At 66.9% G+C, this 16,806-nt stretch carries 20 protein-coding genes and 1 tRNA gene; 7 read left to right on the top strand and 14 right to left on the bottom strand.

Features of this window, described 5'->3' with window-relative positions; translation table 11 throughout:
* The first annotated feature begins 6 nt into the window (after window positions 1-6).
* Complete coding sequence (locus E6G92_06555) at window positions 7-1,596, top strand: DNA polymerase III subunit gamma/tau (protein ID TMJ19437.1); 1,590 nt, start codon at window positions 7-9, stop codon at window positions 1,594-1,596.
* Complete coding sequence (locus tag E6G92_06550) at window positions 1,596-1,919, top strand: YbaB/EbfC family nucleoid-associated protein (protein TMJ19436.1); 324 nt, start codon at window positions 1,596-1,598, stop codon at window positions 1,917-1,919. Before E6G92_06555 ends, E6G92_06550 begins: the two co-directional genes overlap by 1 nt.
* On the opposite strand, the gene E6G92_06545 is transcribed toward E6G92_06550, so the two are convergent.
* The 4 genes from E6G92_06545 to aroA all read right to left on the bottom strand — a co-directional run bounded on the left by E6G92_06545 (window position 1,916) and on the right by aroA (window position 4,789).
* Window positions 1,916-2,230, bottom strand: coding sequence for a hypothetical protein (locus E6G92_06545; protein TMJ19435.1), 315 nt, complete (start codon window positions 2,228-2,230; stop codon window positions 1,916-1,918). The two genes, E6G92_06550 and E6G92_06545, sit on opposite strands and share 4 nt — an antisense overlap.
* Before the next feature lie 164 nt (window positions 2,231-2,394).
* Window positions 2,395-2,676 carry a hypothetical protein gene (locus tag E6G92_06540; protein TMJ19434.1) on the bottom strand — a complete coding sequence of 94 codons (282 nt, stop codon included), beginning with the start codon at window positions 2,674-2,676 and terminating at the stop codon, window positions 2,395-2,397.
* A gap of 209 nt (window positions 2,677-2,885) precedes the next feature.
* Window positions 2,886-3,506 (bottom strand): (d)CMP kinase, encoded by a 621-nt coding sequence (locus tag E6G92_06535; GenBank protein ID TMJ19433.1) that lies wholly within the window; start codon window positions 3,504-3,506, stop codon window positions 2,886-2,888.
* On the bottom strand, window positions 3,503-4,789 hold the full coding sequence (aroA, locus tag E6G92_06530; protein ID TMJ19432.1) for a 3-phosphoshikimate 1-carboxyvinyltransferase: 1,287 nt from the start codon (window positions 4,787-4,789) through the stop codon (window positions 3,503-3,505). The genes E6G92_06535 and aroA overlap by 4 nt, the downstream gene beginning before the upstream one ends.
* A 98-nt stretch (window positions 4,790-4,887) precedes the next feature.
* On the opposite strand from aroA, the gene E6G92_06525 reads away from it, so the two are divergent.
* On the top strand, window positions 4,888-5,214 hold the full coding sequence (locus E6G92_06525; protein TMJ19431.1) for a TIGR02300 family protein: 327 nt from the start codon (window positions 4,888-4,890) through the stop codon (window positions 5,212-5,214).
* 85 nt (window positions 5,215-5,299) lie between these two features.
* Window positions 5,300-5,375 (top strand) — tRNA-Ala (locus tag E6G92_06520).
* A gap of 179 nt (window positions 5,376-5,554) precedes the next feature.
* On the opposite strand, the gene E6G92_06515 is transcribed toward E6G92_06520, so the two are convergent.
* The 3 genes from E6G92_06515 to E6G92_06505 all read right to left on the bottom strand — a co-directional run bounded on the left by E6G92_06515 (window position 5,555) and on the right by E6G92_06505 (window position 8,500).
* A complete protein-coding gene (locus E6G92_06515) occupies window positions 5,555-5,854 on the bottom strand; it encodes a hypothetical protein (GenBank protein TMJ19430.1) in 300 nt (99 codons plus the stop codon).
* A gap of 113 nt (window positions 5,855-5,967) precedes the next feature.
* The gene (locus E6G92_06510) at window positions 5,968-6,588 is read right to left on the bottom strand and encodes a hypothetical protein (protein ID TMJ19429.1); all 621 of its coding nucleotides are present in this window, start codon (window positions 6,586-6,588) and stop codon (window positions 5,968-5,970) included.
* Between the two features lie 523 nt (window positions 6,589-7,111).
* The gene (locus tag E6G92_06505) at window positions 7,112-8,500 is read right to left on the bottom strand and encodes an MFS transporter (protein TMJ19428.1); all 1,389 of its coding nucleotides are present in this window, start codon (window positions 8,498-8,500) and stop codon (window positions 7,112-7,114) included.
* Between the two features lie 209 nt (window positions 8,501-8,709).
* On the opposite strand from E6G92_06505, the gene pgsA reads away from it, so the two are divergent.
* Window positions 8,710-9,276, top strand: coding sequence for a CDP-diacylglycerol--glycerol-3-phosphate 3-phosphatidyltransferase (gene pgsA, locus E6G92_06500; protein TMJ19427.1), 567 nt, complete (start codon window positions 8,710-8,712; stop codon window positions 9,274-9,276).
* A gap of 45 nt (window positions 9,277-9,321) precedes the next feature.
* Here pgsA and E6G92_06495 read toward each other — a convergent pair whose 3' ends face one another.
* Window positions 9,322-10,221 carry a hydrogen peroxide-inducible genes activator gene (locus E6G92_06495; protein ID TMJ19426.1) on the bottom strand — a complete coding sequence of 300 codons (900 nt, stop codon included), beginning with the start codon at window positions 10,219-10,221 and terminating at the stop codon, window positions 9,322-9,324.
* A gap of 113 nt (window positions 10,222-10,334) precedes the next feature.
* Between E6G92_06495 and E6G92_06490 the strand changes: the two genes are divergently transcribed.
* Both E6G92_06490 and E6G92_06485 read left to right on the top strand, forming a co-directional pair.
* Window positions 10,335-10,877: a peroxiredoxin gene (locus E6G92_06490; protein ID TMJ20740.1), complete on the top strand. Its 543-nt coding sequence runs from the start codon at window positions 10,335-10,337 to the stop codon at window positions 10,875-10,877.
* 97 nt (window positions 10,878-10,974) lie between these two features.
* Window positions 10,975-11,493 carry an alkyl hydroperoxide reductase gene (locus E6G92_06485; protein ID TMJ19425.1) on the top strand — a complete coding sequence of 173 codons (519 nt, stop codon included), beginning with the start codon at window positions 10,975-10,977 and terminating at the stop codon, window positions 11,491-11,493.
* Window positions 11,494-11,498: 5 nt separating this feature from the next.
* Here the strand turns inward: E6G92_06485 and E6G92_06480 are convergent, their stop codons facing one another.
* From E6G92_06480 to E6G92_06455, 6 genes are all read right to left on the bottom strand, one after another.
* Window positions 11,499-11,828: a hypothetical protein gene (locus E6G92_06480; protein TMJ19424.1), complete on the bottom strand. Its 330-nt coding sequence runs from the start codon at window positions 11,826-11,828 to the stop codon at window positions 11,499-11,501.
* Between the two features lie 12 nt (window positions 11,829-11,840).
* Complete coding sequence (locus tag E6G92_06475; protein ID TMJ19423.1) at window positions 11,841-12,854, bottom strand: adenosine deaminase; 1,014 nt, start codon at window positions 12,852-12,854, stop codon at window positions 11,841-11,843.
* A gap of 37 nt (window positions 12,855-12,891) precedes the next feature.
* Complete coding sequence (locus E6G92_06470; GenBank protein TMJ19422.1) at window positions 12,892-13,179, bottom strand: hypothetical protein; 288 nt, start codon at window positions 13,177-13,179, stop codon at window positions 12,892-12,894.
* On the bottom strand, window positions 13,176-15,365 hold the full coding sequence (katG, locus tag E6G92_06465; protein ID TMJ19421.1) for a catalase/peroxidase HPI: 2,190 nt from the start codon (window positions 15,363-15,365) through the stop codon (window positions 13,176-13,178). The genes E6G92_06470 and katG overlap by 4 nt, the downstream gene beginning before the upstream one ends.
* Window positions 15,366-15,493: 128 nt before the next feature.
* Window positions 15,494-16,324: a hypothetical protein gene (locus E6G92_06460; GenBank protein ID TMJ19420.1), complete on the bottom strand. Its 831-nt coding sequence runs from the start codon at window positions 16,322-16,324 to the stop codon at window positions 15,494-15,496.
* A gap of 99 nt (window positions 16,325-16,423) precedes the next feature.
* The gene (locus E6G92_06455; protein ID TMJ20739.1) at window positions 16,424-16,798 is read right to left on the bottom strand and encodes a DUF202 domain-containing protein; all 375 of its coding nucleotides are present in this window, start codon (window positions 16,796-16,798) and stop codon (window positions 16,424-16,426) included.
* Window positions 16,799-16,806: the final 8 nt, after the last annotated feature.

The raw sequence follows: 16,806 nt of genomic DNA, 5'->3' as shown, positions 1-16,806 counted from the left end.
CGCGCGATGAGTGATTCCCCCCAGCCCTACCGGGTCCTCGCCCGCAAATACCGGCCGCAAAGCTTCGCCGAGCTGATCGGCCAGGAGGCGATGGTGCGAACGCTCGCCAACGCGATCGCGCGCGACCGGCTCGCCCACGCCTTCCTGCTCACCGGCGTTCGCGGGGTCGGCAAGACCTCGACCGCGCGCCTCATCGCCAAGGCGCTGAACTGCGTCGGGCCGGACGGCAAAGGCGGGCCGACGATCGAGCCCTGCGGAATTTGCGAGCCCTGCCGGGCGATCGCCGAGGGCCGCCATATCGACGTTATCGAGATGGACGCGGCCTCCAACACCGGCGTCGACGACGTTCGCGAGATCATCGATGCGGTGCGCTATTCGGCGGTCACGGCGCGCTACAAGGTCTATATCGTGGACGAGGTCCACATGCTCTCGAAGAATGCGTTCAACGCGCTTTTGAAGACGCTCGAGGAGCCGCCGGCGCACGTGAAGTTCCTGTTCGCGACGACCGAGGTCAACAAGGTCCCGATCACCGTCCTCTCGCGCTGCCAGCGCTTCGATCTGCGCCGGATCCCCGCGGAGCTGCTCGCCCGCCATTTCGGCGAGGTGGCGCAAAAAGAGGGCGTCGAGGTCGAGCCCGAGGCGCTGGCGCTGATCGCCAGGGCCGCCGAAGGGTCGGCCCGCGACGGCCTTTCGATCCTCGACCAGGCGATCGCCCACGGCGCCGGCAGCGTCGGCGCGGCCCAGGTCCGGACGATGCTCGGCCTCGCCGACCGCGGCGCCAACCGCGCGCTTCTCGGCCTGATCCTCGGCGGCGACGCGCCCGGCGCGATGGCTGCGCTGAGGGACCAGTACGATCTCGGAGTCGAGCCTTCGGCGGTGCTCCGCGGCCTTCTGGAATCGGTCCACGGAATCACCCGCGCCAAGGTCGGCGGCGGCGAGGATCCGGCCTGGTCGGCCGAGGAGCGCGAAGCCTATGCCGATTGGGCGGCGAAGCTCGGCCACGGCGCGATCCACCGCCTCTGGCAGCTCCTGCTCAAGGGGCTGGGCGAAGTCCACAGCGCGCCGATGCCGCTCGAAGCGGCGGAGATGGCGGTGCTGCGCGCGATCTATGCCTCGGAGCTTCCCGATCCGGGCGCGGTGCTTTCCCGCCAAAGCGGCGGGGAGGGGGCCGCGCCGTCCGGCACTCCGGCGCCCAGGGCCGACGAGCAGGGCGCGCTGCTCAAGGCCCCCGAAAGCTTCCCTGAGCTGGTTCGGGCGATCGAGCGCGGCGGCAAGGCGCATCTCGCCCAGCAGCTGCACGATTATGTCGGCCTCGTCCGCTACGCCCCTCCCGAGCTCGTCATCCGCCCCGCAAAGCCGCTGGCCGGCGACTTCCTTCGCGATCTGGGGGCGGCGCTCAAGGCGCTGACCGGAACCCAGTGGCAAGTCGGCGCGTCGGACGGGGAGGCCGAGCCGAGCCTGCTCGACCAGGAAAAGGGCGAGGCCGAGCGGCTGCGCCGGGACGTGCTCGAAACGCCGATCATCAAGGCCGCGTTCGAGGCCTTTCCGGATGCCGAGCTGGCCGGATTCAAGATTGAGGAACAACGGAGCGCGTGATGCAGAATCTCGATGAACTGATGAAGATGGCCCAAGAGGCCCAGACCAAGCTGATGCAGGCGCAGGAGGATCTCGACAAGGTCGAGGTCGAGGGGGCGTCGGGCGGCGGGCTGGTCAGGGTTCGCGCCTCGGCCAAGGGCCGGATCATCGCCGTCACGATCGACGAGAGCCTGCTCCAGCCTTCCGAAAAGCAGATGGTCGAGGACCTCGTCGCCGCGGCGATCAACGACGCCCGCGCCAAGGCCGACGTCGCCGCCACGGAAGCGATGCGCGGGGCGACGGGCGGCTTGCAGCTCCCGCCCGGGTTCAAGATGCCGTTCTAAGACGTCGGGACCTCGATCAGCCGCACATGATCGACCCTCTCAACTTGGATCGTCGCCTCGAAGGCAGGCCGTGGCACCCTTGGGTCGTTGCGCGCGGCGTTGGGCAAGGCGCGAATGATCCCTTCGAACTCAGCTTCGGCCGCGAGCGTGCGGGTCGCCGTGGAGAGGCGCCGGGAATCCATGATGGCGCGGTCCACTTCCGATATCGGCGACTCCCGCCAGTCGATCACAATGTGACGATCGCACCATAGCCCGCTGCTTTGTTCGGTCAGGAATGCGTATTCGACGTCCTGAATGACGATCGCCCTCAATCGCACTCTTTGCCCGTTGACGCGTTCCGGATGCCGAGCCACTTCGCATGTGTCGTGGGTCGGCAGGGTAAGGTGCGTGATAGCGGCGTCCTTCGCCGCGTCCCTTTGAGCGTTGCCGCCCTGCGGACTGCAGGCAACGGCCAAAGCGGCCGCTGTCGCCAATGCTAGCAAGGCCCGTTCTTGCACCATTGCCGATTGGTCTGCGCCTTCTCGACGTCGAGGCGGCTGAGGCGGCGCTGCTCGTCCCATTCGGCTTGGGTGACGCACACCCGCTGCCGGCGCAGGCGCGAGCTGGAATCGCTTTGGCTTCGGCAGACCATCTTGGTCGACTCGCTCGGGCCGGTGCCGGTGCCGGACGGCGCGGCGGAGGGCTGCGGCGCCTGGGCGAAAGCGGCGGTGGCCGCCAGCGCGGCGGCGGTGGAAAGGAGAAGGACCGGACGGCTCATCTGCTTGCTCCTGCTGGCCTTTTCCAAAGCTCCCTCAAAGCACGAGCCGGCGCAACCCCTTTCGGCCTAGGATGGATCGGCATTTCAATTTTCATCGTCATTCCCGCGAAAGCGGGAATCCAGCTTCTTCAATCGCCTGGGAGAAGAAACAAGCTGGCCCCCCCTTTCGCGCGGGTGACGGGCAAAGGGATGCCCGAATGTCGATCGGCCTAGCCCCGCCGCGCCTCGACGAGCGCGATCGCCGCGGCGATCGCCTCGTCCGGAGTCATCGCGCTGGTGTCGAGCAGATCGGCCCCCGGCGCCATCACCAGCGGGGCCGCGGCACGGCCGCTGTCGCGCGTGTCGCGGGCGTGGATGTCGGCGAGCACGTCGGGGAGATGGACCTCCAGCCCGCGCGCCGTCAGCTCCGCGAAGCGGCGCTCCGCACGCACCTCCGGGCTGGCAGTGACGAACAATTTGGCGTCGGCCTCCGGCGCGATCACCGTGCCGATGTCGCGTCCGTCGAGCACCGCGCCGTCCGGGTTGGCGGCGAAGCGGCGCTGGCGCTCGAGCAGCGCCTCGCGGACCAGCGGATAGGCGGAGATTCGCGAGGCGATTCCGCCGACCGTCTCGCTCTTGAGCTCCGGGTCGGCGAAATCGATCTGGCTGATGTCGCAGGCACGCGCGGCCTGGAACTCGCTTTCGGGATCGCCGCCCATCTCCAGCAGGTTGAGCGCGGCGGCGCGGTAGAGCAGGCCGGTGTCGAGATGCGGCAGCCCGAAACGGGCGGCGAGCGCTCGGGCGATCGTGCCCTTGCCCGAAGCGGCAGGTCCGTCGACGGCGATGATCATGCGTCCGCCAGTGTGTCGAGCGCGGCGGCAAAGCCCGGAAAGGAGGTCGCGACCGGTTCCATGTCGGCGATCCCTAGGGGCAAGCGCGCGTGAAGGCCAGCCACCGCGAAGGCCATCGCGACCCGGTGGTCCAGCCGCGGGTCGATCACGGCGCCGCCGGCGAGCGGCTCGCCGCCGCTGCCCTCGACGGTCAGGCTGTCGCCCGCCTCCTCCACTGGCACGCCGATCGCCGCCAGCCCCGCCGCCATCGAAGCGATCCGGTCCGATTCCTTCAGCCTGAGCTCCGCGAGGCCGTGCGCTCTGGTGCGCCCGCCGGCGAAAGCGGCGGCGACGAACAGGATCGGAAATTCGTCGATCATCCGCGGCGCGATCTCCGCCGGCACGTCCACCCCGGTCAGGGCGCTGTGGCGCACGACGAGGTCGGCGACCGGTTCGCCCGAAACCTCGCGCCGGTTCTCGAAGGCGATGTCGCCGCCCATTTCGGCCAGCACCTCGTAAAGTCCGGTACGCCCCGGATTAACGCAGACTCCTTCGATGCGAATCTCGGAGCCCGGCACGACGAGCGCGGCCACGGCAAGGAAGGCGGCGGCCGAGGCGTCGCCGGCTATCGTCAGATGTCGAGGGAGAAGCTCCGCTTGGCCCCGCAAGGCGATCCGCGGCCCGTCGACCTCGATTTCGGCGCCGAAAAGGCGCAGCAGCCGCTCCAGATGGTCGCGGGTCGGCGCGCTCTCGGTCACCTCGGTGATCCCCGGCGTGTTCAGTCCGGCGAGCAGCAGCGCGGATTTAACCTGCGCCGAGGGGATTTCGAGCCGGTGGCGGACGGGAAGCGCAGGACAGGCACCTTCGATCGTGAACGGCAGCCGGTTGCCGGAAATACGCGCTCCGATGCGGCGCAGCGGGTCGGCGGCGCGGGCCATCGGCCGCCGGCTCAGCGAGGCGTCGCCCGTGAAGGCCGCGCGAATTCCGTGGCCCGCGACGAGGCCCATCAGCAGCCGCGCCGACGTCCCCGAATTGCCGAGCGCGAACGGCGCTTCCGGCTGGAGCAGGCCGCCGACGCCGACTCCGTCCACCGTCCAGATGCGGTCGGCCCCTTGCCCGATCCACGCGCCCATCGCCCGCAGAGCGGCGATCGTCGCCGCCACGTCTTCGCCGTCGCTCAGCCCTTCGATCCGGCTCCGCCCGACGGCGAGCGCGGCGAGGATCAGGGCGCGGTGGGAGATGCTCTTGTCGCCGGGGACCCGGGCCGTGCCTCGCAAGGGCCCGCGCGGCGCGAACGACATCATGGCTTGGCTTTGACAGCGCCTACCCCATGTGGCAAGGCGCCCCGCGATCACGGCCTGTGCGCCGGCTCTTTCATACGAAACACGGAGATTTTTCACCCATGGTGAAACCGGAATGGGGCACCAAGCGGACCTGCCCCAAATGCGCCACCCGCTTCTACGATCTCGGTAAGGACGATCCGGTCCACTGCGTCAATTGCGGGGTCGCCTGGCAGCCCGAGCCGGTGCTGAAATCCAAGCAGCCGATGCCGTTCGAGCAGGCCAAGCCCGAGGCCGAGGTCGAGAAGGAAGACGCGGATCTCGCCGCCGAGGAGCTGGAGATCGACGTCGACGAGGAAGCCGAAGAAAATCCCGACGACGAGGTCGATCTGGGCGGCGACGACGATATCGGCGTTCCGGGCGCCGGCGGGGACGAAGAAGAGGTCTAAACCTCCCTTGCGAAGGGACGGCGCTTTGCCTACATGCGGCGTCCTTCGACCGCTCCCGGACCCACCCGGGAGCTAAAAAAGGTTCGGGGCCGTAGCTCAGCTGGGAGAGCGCTGCAATGGCATTGCAGAGGTCAGGGGTTCGATCCCCCTCGGCTCCACCAGCCTTCGCCCTGACGGGCTACGGCTGGCAAGCCAGCCTTGGTCCGGATAGGGCGAAGGCTGCCCGCCATAGCCTCTGGCGGAGGCGGGCTACAGGCGTATGAACTACGTCTACATCCTGCAAAGCATCGGCCATCCTGACCAGGTTTATATTGGCCTCATCGCGGCCATGCCCGGGCGGTCAGCCCGCCTCGCGGACCTCCGCCTGGGGCCGGGACGCGTCCAGCCGCGCCGTCTCGCGCTGCTCGGTGGCAAGCTTGAGCTCCCGCTCCAGCTCCTGCAGGATCTGGCTCGCGCGTTCCGACGGCTCACCCGCGGCTTCTATTTCCGCCACGATCCGGATCTGCTCGGCGACGCGGCGCGATACCTCCTCGACGCGGCGGTCGGCCGTCAGCAAATTGTAGTCCTCGACGGCAGCGTCGTCGATGCGGCCGGATGAGCCATGATCCTGGCCCGTTTCGGGAAGTTTCTGGATCGTCATGCCTCTGCGAATACAAAGGCTTTTTTGAGTGTAGCATGAACGAAAGCGGGAGAGTGGGTGCCTTTTTTGGGACCTCGTCCCGGCACTTCTCCCGCAGGCCCTCCTCCGCCGCTCTAGAATCTTGCGCGAAGGACGGCGACGACACGCGGCTCGTAAATGGCGCCGAGCGCCGACTGGGCGGTGTCGTAATAGCGGACGTCGACCGAGACATGGCGGGCGAAGCTGTAGCCGATTCCGGCGTTGAAGGCGGTATAATCGGGCGCGCCGTCGCGCTCGCGCCGGCTGACATTGGCGCTGAAGGTCGCGCGCGGGAACAGTCCGACCGCGGCGCCGGCTTCCGCGTAAAGCGATTCGCCGGTGCCGCCGAAATCGTCGGGGCTGTAGGTGACGCTGATCCGCGGAGTCACCGGTCCCACGCCGCGCGACGCGGTGACGTTGAATTCGAATCGGTCGTCGTCGAAATGCCCGATCGCGCCGGTCTGGATGTGATAGCCCACCGTCCCGGCCAAATCGAAGCCGCCCGCCCGCGTGCGGTAGCCGACGAAGGATTGGCCCTCTCCGGCGGCCATGGCCGAATCGATATTCTTCCACAAAAGGCCGGCGAAGACGTGGCCGACGGCAACCTCGCCTCGGACGAGGAATTGCGCATCCTCGGTCTGGCGCAGGCCCTTGGACACGCCCTGGCTGGCGATGCTGACTTCGAACGCGGGGTCGGGAGGCGGCAAATGGAGCATGTGCGATGGTTCTATGACGAATGTGAAACTTTGATGACGGGCGCGTTCCTAACCATCGGAGCGCCTCTTGTCCCGCCGCGAGACGGGTGGGACCATCGGTGAAATCTCCGATTGAACATGATGGTGAATCCTTTGTTAATAGCGATCATGAATCGCCTTTCGCCGCTCATCGTTCGCCGCTCCGGCCACCGGGCCCGGTCGCTGGCGGCTTATCCCGCGCGGCCGTTCGAAGGCGTCGAGGCGGCGGCCTGGCTCGACGATCTCAAGCTCTTCGCCACCGGATGGATCGGCGGCCTCGTCTTCTTCGGCACGCTCTTCAGCTAGGGTCCGTACTCAACGAGAAGGTCGGGTGTCGCTCCCAAGAGGAGTCACCCCGGCGAAAGCCGGGGCCCATGAACCGAAGCGGTCTGGGGCTGGCGGTGCGGTCTCGCTTTACCTCGAAAGCCGTGTTCATGGGTCCCGGCTTTCGCCGGGATGACTCTGTAATCGAACGAAAAACCGCCCAGCCTAATTGATTACGACCCTAAACGGTCGGCGGCAGGATTTCCGCGTCGGTGCAGGGCGCGTCGTCGCACGCCTTGTGCAGCTTCCACGCCAGCCACGCCGAAACCAGGCACATCGCCGCGGCAAGCAGCAGCTGGTCCTCGGTCGTGACGCCGATCTGGGTGAGGCCGAGCGCGAGCACCGAGCCGATCACCATCGCTCCCGAATTGACGATGTTGTTGGCGGCGACGGTGCGCGCGGCCTGCGCCTTGGGCACCGTCGTCGTGAGGAAGGCGTAGAGCGGCACGACGAACATGCCGCCGGCCACCGCGATTCCGAGCAGCGACCCGACGAGCGGCATCGCTCCGGGGTGGTGAATGAAATCGCCGATCCGGTAGAGCGTGCCGTCGGCCGCGCCGATCCAGGTCTTGGCCGTAATGTGGAAGGCGACGACGAACAGGCCCATGGCCAGCACCGACGGCGTTGCGTAGCGCGCCGACACCTGGTTCTTGAGCAAGCGGTTCACGGCCACCGAGCCGATCGCGACTCCGACCGAGAAGATGGCGAGGAACAGGCTGGCGACCGACTTGTCCGAGGTCAGCACGTTCTTCACCAGCGGCGGGAACTGGATGAACAGCACCGCACCGATCGTCCAGAAGAAGCTGATCGCGACGATCGCGAGGTAAAGGCGCGGGATGTGGAGAGTCGCCTGGACGAGCCGGATCGAGGAGCGCACGACATTGAGGTCGATGGGATGCCCGCCCTCGAGCGCGGGCGCCGGCGGCACGCGCCGTCCGGTCAGATAACCCACCACGGCGATCGCGATCACGGCGGCCGCCGAGGCCTGAACCGAAATGACTCCGGCGAGCAGGGTGCCGCCCAATATGGCGATATAGGTCCCCGCCTCGACCAGCCCGGTCCCCCCCAGCACTTCGTCGGCGCGCAATTGCTGCGGCAGGATCGCGTATTTGATCGGCCCGAAGAAGGTCGAATGAACCCCCATCGCGAACAGGGCCAGCAACAGCAGCGGCATGAACAGGATGTGGAAGACGGGCTGGAGATAGGGCGCATGCCTCGTCAGCCACGCTTGCCCGGATGGCCCGTAGAGCATCCAGGCCATCAGCAGGCCCGCCGCGCCGGCGATCATGATCGCGATCTCGCACGCCTTGACGATACGAATGATCCGCGCCTTGTCCGTTGCGTCGGCGAGCTGGCCCGACAAAGCCGAAAGCAGAAAGAAGGGCAGAATGAACACGCCCGTGGTGATCGCGCTGAACCAGGTCTCCGCCTGCTCGTTGTTGTAGACCTGATACACGACGAACAGGACCATCGCGTTCTTGAACAGATTGTCGTTGAACGCGCCCAGCATCTGAGTCGCGAAGAGCGGCAGGAAGCGGCGGGTGCCGAGAAGATGGAAGGCTCCGGTCATCGGGAACGAAAGCGAGCAAGTCCCTTGGCGGACGCCAGGCCAGTGATCACTTTATCGGCATCCTTGTGTCGTTATCAAAAACGGGCCTTGCGCGATGGTCATAGTCCGCGCCCGCGAAGCCGCACAAGACCCCGCAAACCGGCTATGTCCGTTCGAATCGTGCCAAGGCGCTCCCAATCCTGCCCTATTGGGGCTAAGGCCGGCCTTGCATGTTGACGCTGCCCAACCTGCTGACGCTCTCGCGCATCCTCGCCGTGCCCATCCTCGTCTTCCTGCTGTGGAGACCGGGCGGGTGGGATTATGCGGTGACCTTCGTGCTCTACTGCCTGGTCGGAATCACCGATTATCTCGACGGCTACCTCGCCCGCGCCCAGGGGACGGTGTCGCGGCTCGGCCAGTTTCTCGATCCGATCGCGGACAAGATCATGGTCGCCTCGGTGATCGTCCTCCTCGTGGCCCGGCCGCCGCTCGACGGGACTCCGGTCATCGCCGAATGGCACCTCATTCCCGCGCTCGTCATCCTCTTGCGGGAAATCATCGTCTCGGGCCTGCGCGAGTTCCTCGCCACCCTTCGCGTCTCGGTGCCGGTCAGCCAGCTCGCCAAGTGGAAGACGACCTTCCAGCTGGTGTCGCTCGGTGCGCTGATCCTCTCGGGCGCGCTGCCGCAATGGCCGTGGGTCCATCTCGTCGGCCTGATCAGCCTCTGGGCCGCGGCCGCCCTGACCCTGGTCACCGGCTGGGACTATCTGAGGGTCGGGCTGAAGCACATGGACTAGATTTCCTCCCTGTGAAGCGCAGCTTCATGGGGGAGGGGGGATAAGCTAGGCCGCCGCCTTCAATGCGTCGGCCAGCAGGCGAAACTCCTTCTCGCGCGGGCTGCCCTTGCGCCAGACGAGGGCTATGCGGCGGGACGGGTGGTCGGCGTCGAGGCGGCGGGCGACGATCCGGGTGCCCTCGAGAATGCCCGCGGTGACGGCCATTTGGGGGACGAGCGTCGTGCCGAGGCCGTTGTCGACCATCTGCACCAAAGTATGCAGCGAGGTGCCGAGAATGGCCGCCTCGGCGCGCATCTCCGGCCGGTTGCAGGCGGAAAGCGCATGGTCCTTGAGGCAGTGGCCGTCCTCGAGCAGCAGCAGCTTGGTCTCGTCGATCGCCGAGGCCGGCACCGCGTCGGGCAAGCCATCGGCCGCGCCGGGCGGAAAGGCGATCAGGAAACGGTCCTCGAACAACTCAGCCCGCTCGACCTCGCCGCAGGCGAAGGGGAGGGCGAGGAGCACGCAATCGAGCTGGCCGCGCTGGAGCGCGTCGCAGGCCGCCTGGCTGGTCTCCTCGCGCAGGTAGAGCTTGAGGTCCGGCCATTGATCGCGCAGTCGCGGAAGCAAGGTCGGAAGCAGGAACGGAGCGATGGTCGGGATCACGCCCATCCGGAGCTCGCCGGCGAGCGGCTCGCCGGCCGCGCGCACCATGTCCGCCAGATCCTCGGTCTCGCGCAGGATCCGCTGCGCCTTTTCCGCCACCCGGATGCCGAGCGGGGTGAAGCGCACCACGCGCCGCGTCCGCTCGACGAGCATCACGCCGATCAGCGACTCGAGCTCCTTGATTCCGGCCGAAAGGGTCGATTGGGTGACGAAGCACGCCTCCGCGGCGCGGCCGAAATGGCCGTGGTCGCGCAGCGCGACCAGATACTGGAGCTGCTTCAGAGTGGGTAGATAGGTGCTCATCGCCTTACTCGATCAAAGACAGCGATTTAATCTATTGGAACGATAAGTGCCAGCCCCTATATGCGCTGCACAAGGCTTTTACCGCAGCGCACAAAACAGGAGAAATGCGTTCCATGCTTACCGTTGGCGACAAGCTTCCCGACCTCACTCTTCCGGTCCAGCAGGGCACGTCCGCTCTTCCCTCGGGAGAGACGATCGATCTCGCCGAGACGAACGGCAAGTGGAAGATCCTGTTCTACTGGCCGAAGGACTTCACCTTCGTCTGCCCGACGGAGATCGTCGGCTATGGCGAGCTCGCGCGTGACTTCGCCGACCGCGACGCGGTGCTGATCGGCGCCTCGACCGATACCGCCCACGTCCACTTCGCCTGGCGCCGGTCGGACGAGCAACTGGCCGCTGCCGATTTCCCGTGGATCGCCGACAATGGCGCGAAGCTGGCCGAGGCTCTCGGCATCCTCGACAGGAACGAGCATGTCGCTTTCCGCGCCACGTTCATCGTCGATCCCGACAACATCATTCAGCATGTCACGGTCAACGGCCTCAATGTCGGCCGCAATCCGGCCGAGACTCTGCGCGTTCTCGATGCGCTGCAGACCGACGAGTTGTGCCCCTGCAACTGGTCGGCCGGCGAGGAGGTGCTCAGGCCCGCGGCTTAACCCCCCTAAGCCCCCGAACCGCCTGACACCTCGGAAGGGGCGCGGCAGCCCTGAAGGCGCCGCGCCCCTTTTTCATTCACGAACAAGGACGATCGCAATGGCTTTGAAGGAATTCGCCGACACGCTTCCGGACTATGCGAAGGACATCCGGCTCAACGTCGGCTCGCTGCTCTCCGACCAGATTCTCGGCGACGATCGCAAATACGGCCTGCTCCTCGCCTGCGCTCACGGCACGGGTTACAAGCCGCTGATCGACGCGACCGAGGCCGAGATCGCGGGCAAGCTCGACGAGGCTTATGCCAACGCCGCGCGCGCCGCGGCGGCGGTGATGGCGATGAACAACGTCTACTACCGCTTTCTCCACCTCGCCTCGAACCCGGTCTACCAGACCCTTCCGGCGAAGCTGCGCATGAACGTGATCGGCGCGCCGGGCATCGACAAGGCCGACTTCGAGCTGTTCAGCCTGGCGGTCAGCGCGCAGAACGGCTGCGGCATGTGCATCGACGCGCACGAGCGCGTGCTCACCCAGCACAACGTCAAGGCCGAGACGATCCAGTCCGCCGCGCGCATCGCCGCGGTAATGAAGGCCGCGGCGACGGTTCACGCCGCGCTCTAGGACAATCACCCGCCGATGCTGGTCTCGGCACCCTCGCAGTCGAGGAAGCGGGCGATGGTGTGGCCGTGCATCGGCGTCGGCTCCTGGGTGAAAGTGACTCCGTTCGCCTCGTGCGTGGCGTAGAAGCCGGCAAGGTCGTCGGTGCCGAAGCCGAGCTGGACGCCGCCGGCGGGGTGCTCGGCCGAAGCCGCGTGAAGCGCCAGCGTCGTCGCTCCGGTGTCGAACTCGCTCCAGAAGGGCGAGGCGAATTTGAGCGTCAGGCCGAGAATGTCGCGATGAAAGGCGACCGCCTTATCCATGTCGGCGACATATTTGATGGCGTAGGTCAGGCGCATCTCCGCTTTCCCTCAGGCCGCGGCGACATAGGCGTCGAGACGGGCAATATGCGCCGCCTTCGACTCTTCGTCCAGAAAGGCGCCGAGGAAGGAGTTGCGCGCGAGGGTGGCGAGGTCGTCCCGAGTCAGCCCGCGCGCGTGCGCGACGGCGCGATAATTGTCGTTCACGTAGCCGCCGAAATAGGCAGGGTCGTCGGAGTTGATCGTCGCCCGAAGGCCGAGCGCGAGCATCCGGTCGATCGGATGGGCGTCGATCGAGGCGACGTTGCACAATTTGACGTTCGACAGCGGGCAGACGGTCAACGTCATTTGCTCGCCCGCGAGGCGCTCGACGAGCGCCTCGTCCTCGAGGCTTCGATTGCCGTGGTCGAGCCGGTCGATCTCCAGCACGTCCAGCGCCTGAAGCACATAGTCCGGCGGCCCTTCCTCCCCGGCATGGGCGACCCGCCTGAGGCCCAGCGCGGCGGCGGCGGCGAAGACTCGCGCGAACTTCTCCGGCGGATGGCCGAGCTCCGATGAATCGAGGCCGACCGCCGCGATCCGGCCGAGCCAGGGCCTGGCCTGCTCCAGCGTGACGAAGGCGTCGGCCTCGTCGAGATGCCTCAGGAAGCAGAGGATGAGCCTGGAGGTGATGCCGTGCCGCGCCTCCGCATCGGCCATTCCGGCCAGCAGCCCGCGCACGACGGTGTCGAAGGGAATTCCGCGCGCGGTATGCGTCTGGGGGTCGAAGAAAATCTCGGCGTGGCGCACGTTGTCGGCCGCCGCGCGCTGGAAATAGGCGGCGGCGAGATCGCGGAAATCCTCTTCCGTGCGAAGCACGTCGGCGCCCTGATAGTAGATGTCGAGGAAGTCCTGCAGGTTCGAGAAGCTGTAGGCCGCGCGCAGGTCCTCGACGCTGGCGAACGGGATCTCGATCCCGTTGCGTTCGGCAAGCGCGAACATCAATTCGGGTTCGAGGCTTCCCTCGATGTGCATGTGCAGCTCGGCTTTCGGCAGGCCGGCGATGAAGGCGTCTAGATCGGTCATCGGGCGAGAATGAGCGAAGGCGCGGCCGCGCGCAAGGTCAGGACAGCCCGAGCAGCCAGCGCGCGAGGTCGGCGGGCGCGACGGCGGCATCGGGCGCGGTCCGGGCCAGCTCGGCGCGGTTGGCCATGATCCATTCGAGGCAGAGCGCCCGGCTTTCGAAGCAAGGATAATTGTCGCGCGCCGGGCGGCGGCTGTCCTCGTCGATCAGGAAACGCGCGCCGCGGCGGCAGCCGGGCGCGCCCGCCCAGTCGCGCTCGGGCGCCCGAACGCTCGGCACCCACCAGGTCCGCGACGCGTCGAGCGCCTCGATCTCGGCGCGCTTCATCCCTTCAGGTCGAAGCGGTCCGCGTTCATGACCTTGGTCCAGGCGGCCACGAAATCGCGGACGAATTTCTCGCCGGCGTCGGCCGCCGCATAGACTTCCGCCAGCGCGCGGAGCTGCGCGTTCGAACCGAATACGAGGTCCGTGCGCGTCGCCGTCCACCTTTGCTCGCCGCTGGCCCGGTCGGAACCGACGAAGGTCTCGTCGCTGCTGTCGTCGACCTGCTTCCACGCCGTCGCCATGTCGAGCAGGTTGACGAAGAAGTCGTTGGTGAGCGTGCCCGGGCGGTCGGTGAGCACCCCGTGCTTCGATCCGCTTTGGTTGGCGCCGAGGACTCGAAGGCCGCCGACCAGCACGGTCATCTCCACCGCCGAGAGGCCGAGCAATTGGGCGCGGTCGATCAGCAGCTCTTCCGTGGGCACGTTGTAGCGGACCTGGAGATAGTTGCGGAAACCGTCGGCCTTGGGCTCGAGCGGCTCGAAGCTCTCGGCGTCGGTCTGCGCTTCGGAGGCGTCGCCGCGCCCGCCGGTGAAGGGCACGCTGACGTTGTGGCCCGCATCCCGAGCCGCCTTCTCGACCGCCGCGGTGCCGCCGAGGACGATGGCGTCGGCGAGCGAGACGCTGCCGCGCAATTCGTGGAGCTTGGCCAGCACCTTGCGCAGCTCGGGCGGATCGTTGACCTCCCAATCGGTCTGCGGAGCGAAGCGGATGCGCGCGCCGTTGGCGCCGCCGCGATGGTCCGACTTGCGATAGGTGCCGGCCGAAGCCCAAGCCGCCTTGACCAACTCGCTGATGGTCAGACCGCTATCCAGGATTTTCGCCTTGAGCTCGGCGACCTCGCTGTCGCTCGGGGCAGTCCCGGCGGGCACCGGGTCCTGCCAGATCAGATCCTCGGCCGGCACCTCCGGTCCGAGGTATCGAACCTTCGGCCCCATGTCGCGGTGGGTGAGCTTGAACCATGCGCGGGCGAAGGCGTCGGCAAAGGCGGCCGGGTCCTGGCGAAAGCGCTCGGAGATCTTGCGATATTCCGGGTCGGCCTTGAACGCCATGTCGGCGGTGGTCATCATCGTCGGCACGCGCCGGTCGGGGCTGTGCGCGCCCGGCGCCATGTCTTCCGGCTTCTGATTGACGGGCTGCCATTGCTGGGCGCCGGCGGGGCTTCTCACCAACTCATATTCGTAATCCAGCAGCATGTGGAAATAGCCGTTCTCGGTGTTCCACCGCTTGGGCGTCGGCGTCCACGGCCCTTCGAGGCCGCTGGTGATGGTGTGATCGCCCATGCCGCTCTCGTGGCCGCTCTGCCAGCCCAGGCCCTGCTGGGCGATGTCGGCGCCTTCCGGCTCGGCGCCCACCTTCGACGCGTCTCCGGCGCCGTGGCACTTGCCGAACGTGTGGCCGCCGGCGGTGAGCGCGACCGTCTCCTCGTCGTTCATCGCCATTCGGGCGAAGGTCATGCGGATGTCGCGCGCCGACTGGAGCGGGTCGGGGTTGCCGTCGGGGCCTTCCGGATTGACGTAGATGAGGCCCATCTGCACGGCGGCGAGCGGGTCCTCGAACGCCTTGCCTTCGACAATTCGCGTCTTGGCGCCCTTGCCGACCCAATTCTCCTCGGTGCCCCAATAGACATCGTGCTCGGGCTCGTAGACGTCGGCGCGGCCGCCGCCGAAGCCGAACACGGGGCCGCCCATCGATTCGATCGCCACGTTGCCGGCCAGGACCAGCAGGTCCGCCCAGCTCAGGTTGCGGCCGTATTTCTGCTTGATCGGCCAGAGCAGGCGCCGCGCCTTGTCGAGATTGGCATTGTCCGGCCAGCTGTTGAGCGGGGCGAAGCGCTGCTGCCCGGAATTGGCGCCGCCGCGCCCGTCGCCGGTGCGGTAGGTGCCCGCCGCGTGCCAAGCCATGCGGATGAAGAAGGGGCCGTAATGGCCGTAATCGGCCGGCCACCAGGGCTGGCTGTCCGTCATCAGTGCCGTCAGGTCGCGCTTCACCGCGTCGTAGTCGAGCGCCTTGAATGCCTCGGCATAATCGAAATCGTCGCCATAGGGGTCGCCGCTCTGGCCGTGGCGGGGCAGGATTTCGAGGCTGAGCTGGTTGGGCCACCAGTCGCGGTTGGTGCGGCCGAGGAGGGAGCGGAGCGCTGCCGGCTCCTTCGAAGGGTCGCTGAGCGGGCTTCCGGTCCTTACGTCCATCTGGTCTCTCCGATCGCTACGGCTGTGCGCCGCAAGGCTTAGGCGCGCCGCGTCAGCCGCTGAAACGATTAAAAGCGCTGAGTGTGATCGAATGAGACGATGTTATTGCGCCGCAACATGGGCGGCGGTCAAAATCCTACCTCGATGAAAGCCGCAGGCCCGGCGAAGGAGTAAGTGAAGCGGCCATTATAGTTCGGCTTCTCCACGTCTACGCGATAATCGACGTAGCGGAACATGATACCGGCGCCGAAATTGCGGGCGAAGCGGTAGGACAGGCTCGCCTGGGTGTTGAACAGCCGCCCGTCATAGTCGCCGAGCCCGAGCGACAGCCAGTCGATCCGTCCCCCGAGCGTCAGCCGCGGCGCGATCTCCCAAGTGCCGAATAGCCCGATCGTCGGCATCGGCGCGAGGAAGTCGTGGCGGCGGACCTGGTTCGATATCGGCGCCGTCCCGACCGTGCCCTGGCCCTGAAGGCTGATCGAGAAATCGGTCGCGTGAAGCCCGATCGAGGCGCCGAGCTCCGCATTGTCGCGCCTGAGGAAGGCGTAGCCGATGCTCAACCGATAGACGTCCGAGCCGAAGCCCGCGGTGACCGACGCGTTGACCGGATAAGTCACATTCTCGACGGTGATCGCGCGGTTGATCGTGGCCGTCGTATTGCGATCCAGCCGGTAATAATCGGCGATGATCGAGAAACGGCCCCCGATCCGGGCGCCGGCGTTGATCGCGGGCAGGATCTCGCGGTCGTCGAGCCCGAAATCGCCTTCGAGGTCGATCTCGGTGCCGCCGTCCGGATTCGACGCCGGGGCGAGCCTCACATCGGTATCGATTTTCGGATAATAAGCCGAGGCCTGGAGCCAGAACCGGTCCTGGAGCGCCTGCGCGCCGGCCGGCGAAGCGGCGAAGATCGCGACCCCGAACGCGGCGGTGCCGAACAGCCTGATGATCACTCCGTGCATCTTGCCTTCCCCTATTCTCACCGAGTCGGGCTATCAGCCGAATCCCTAGGGCACACTCGGGAATAGACCTGAGAGGGGCATGCTGCCGCCCGGATGCCGTCAGACGAGCCGCTCAAGGATTCCGGCGAAGATCAGAAGGCTCGCCGCCGACATTATCAGGGCCATGATCAGAACGAGCCGGATGAGCCGGAAGGGCTCCACGCGGCTGACGTCGCGCAACGTCATCCAATAACTGATTGTGCCGAACAGGATGGACGCGATTCCCATCGCGCAGAGGACGAGCGCGACCCGGCGCGGGCTTTGCGTCCGCTCGAGAATGCCTTCCAGGACCATTCCATCGAGGAACTTGTAGATCGCGAAGCCGAAGCCGAGCATCGCCAGCGACGTGCGGATCCAGGCCATCAGCGTGCGGTCGGCGGCCAGGATCGTCCGCACTGCGGCGAGGTCGTTGGGCAATGCCGGCGGACGGCTCATCGCTTCAT

Source organism: Alphaproteobacteria bacterium (assembly GCA_005883305.1).
Lineage (GTDB): Bacteria > Pseudomonadota > Alphaproteobacteria > Sphingomonadales > Sphingomonadaceae > Allosphingosinicella.
This window is presented reverse-complemented; position numbering and strand designations above follow the sequence as displayed.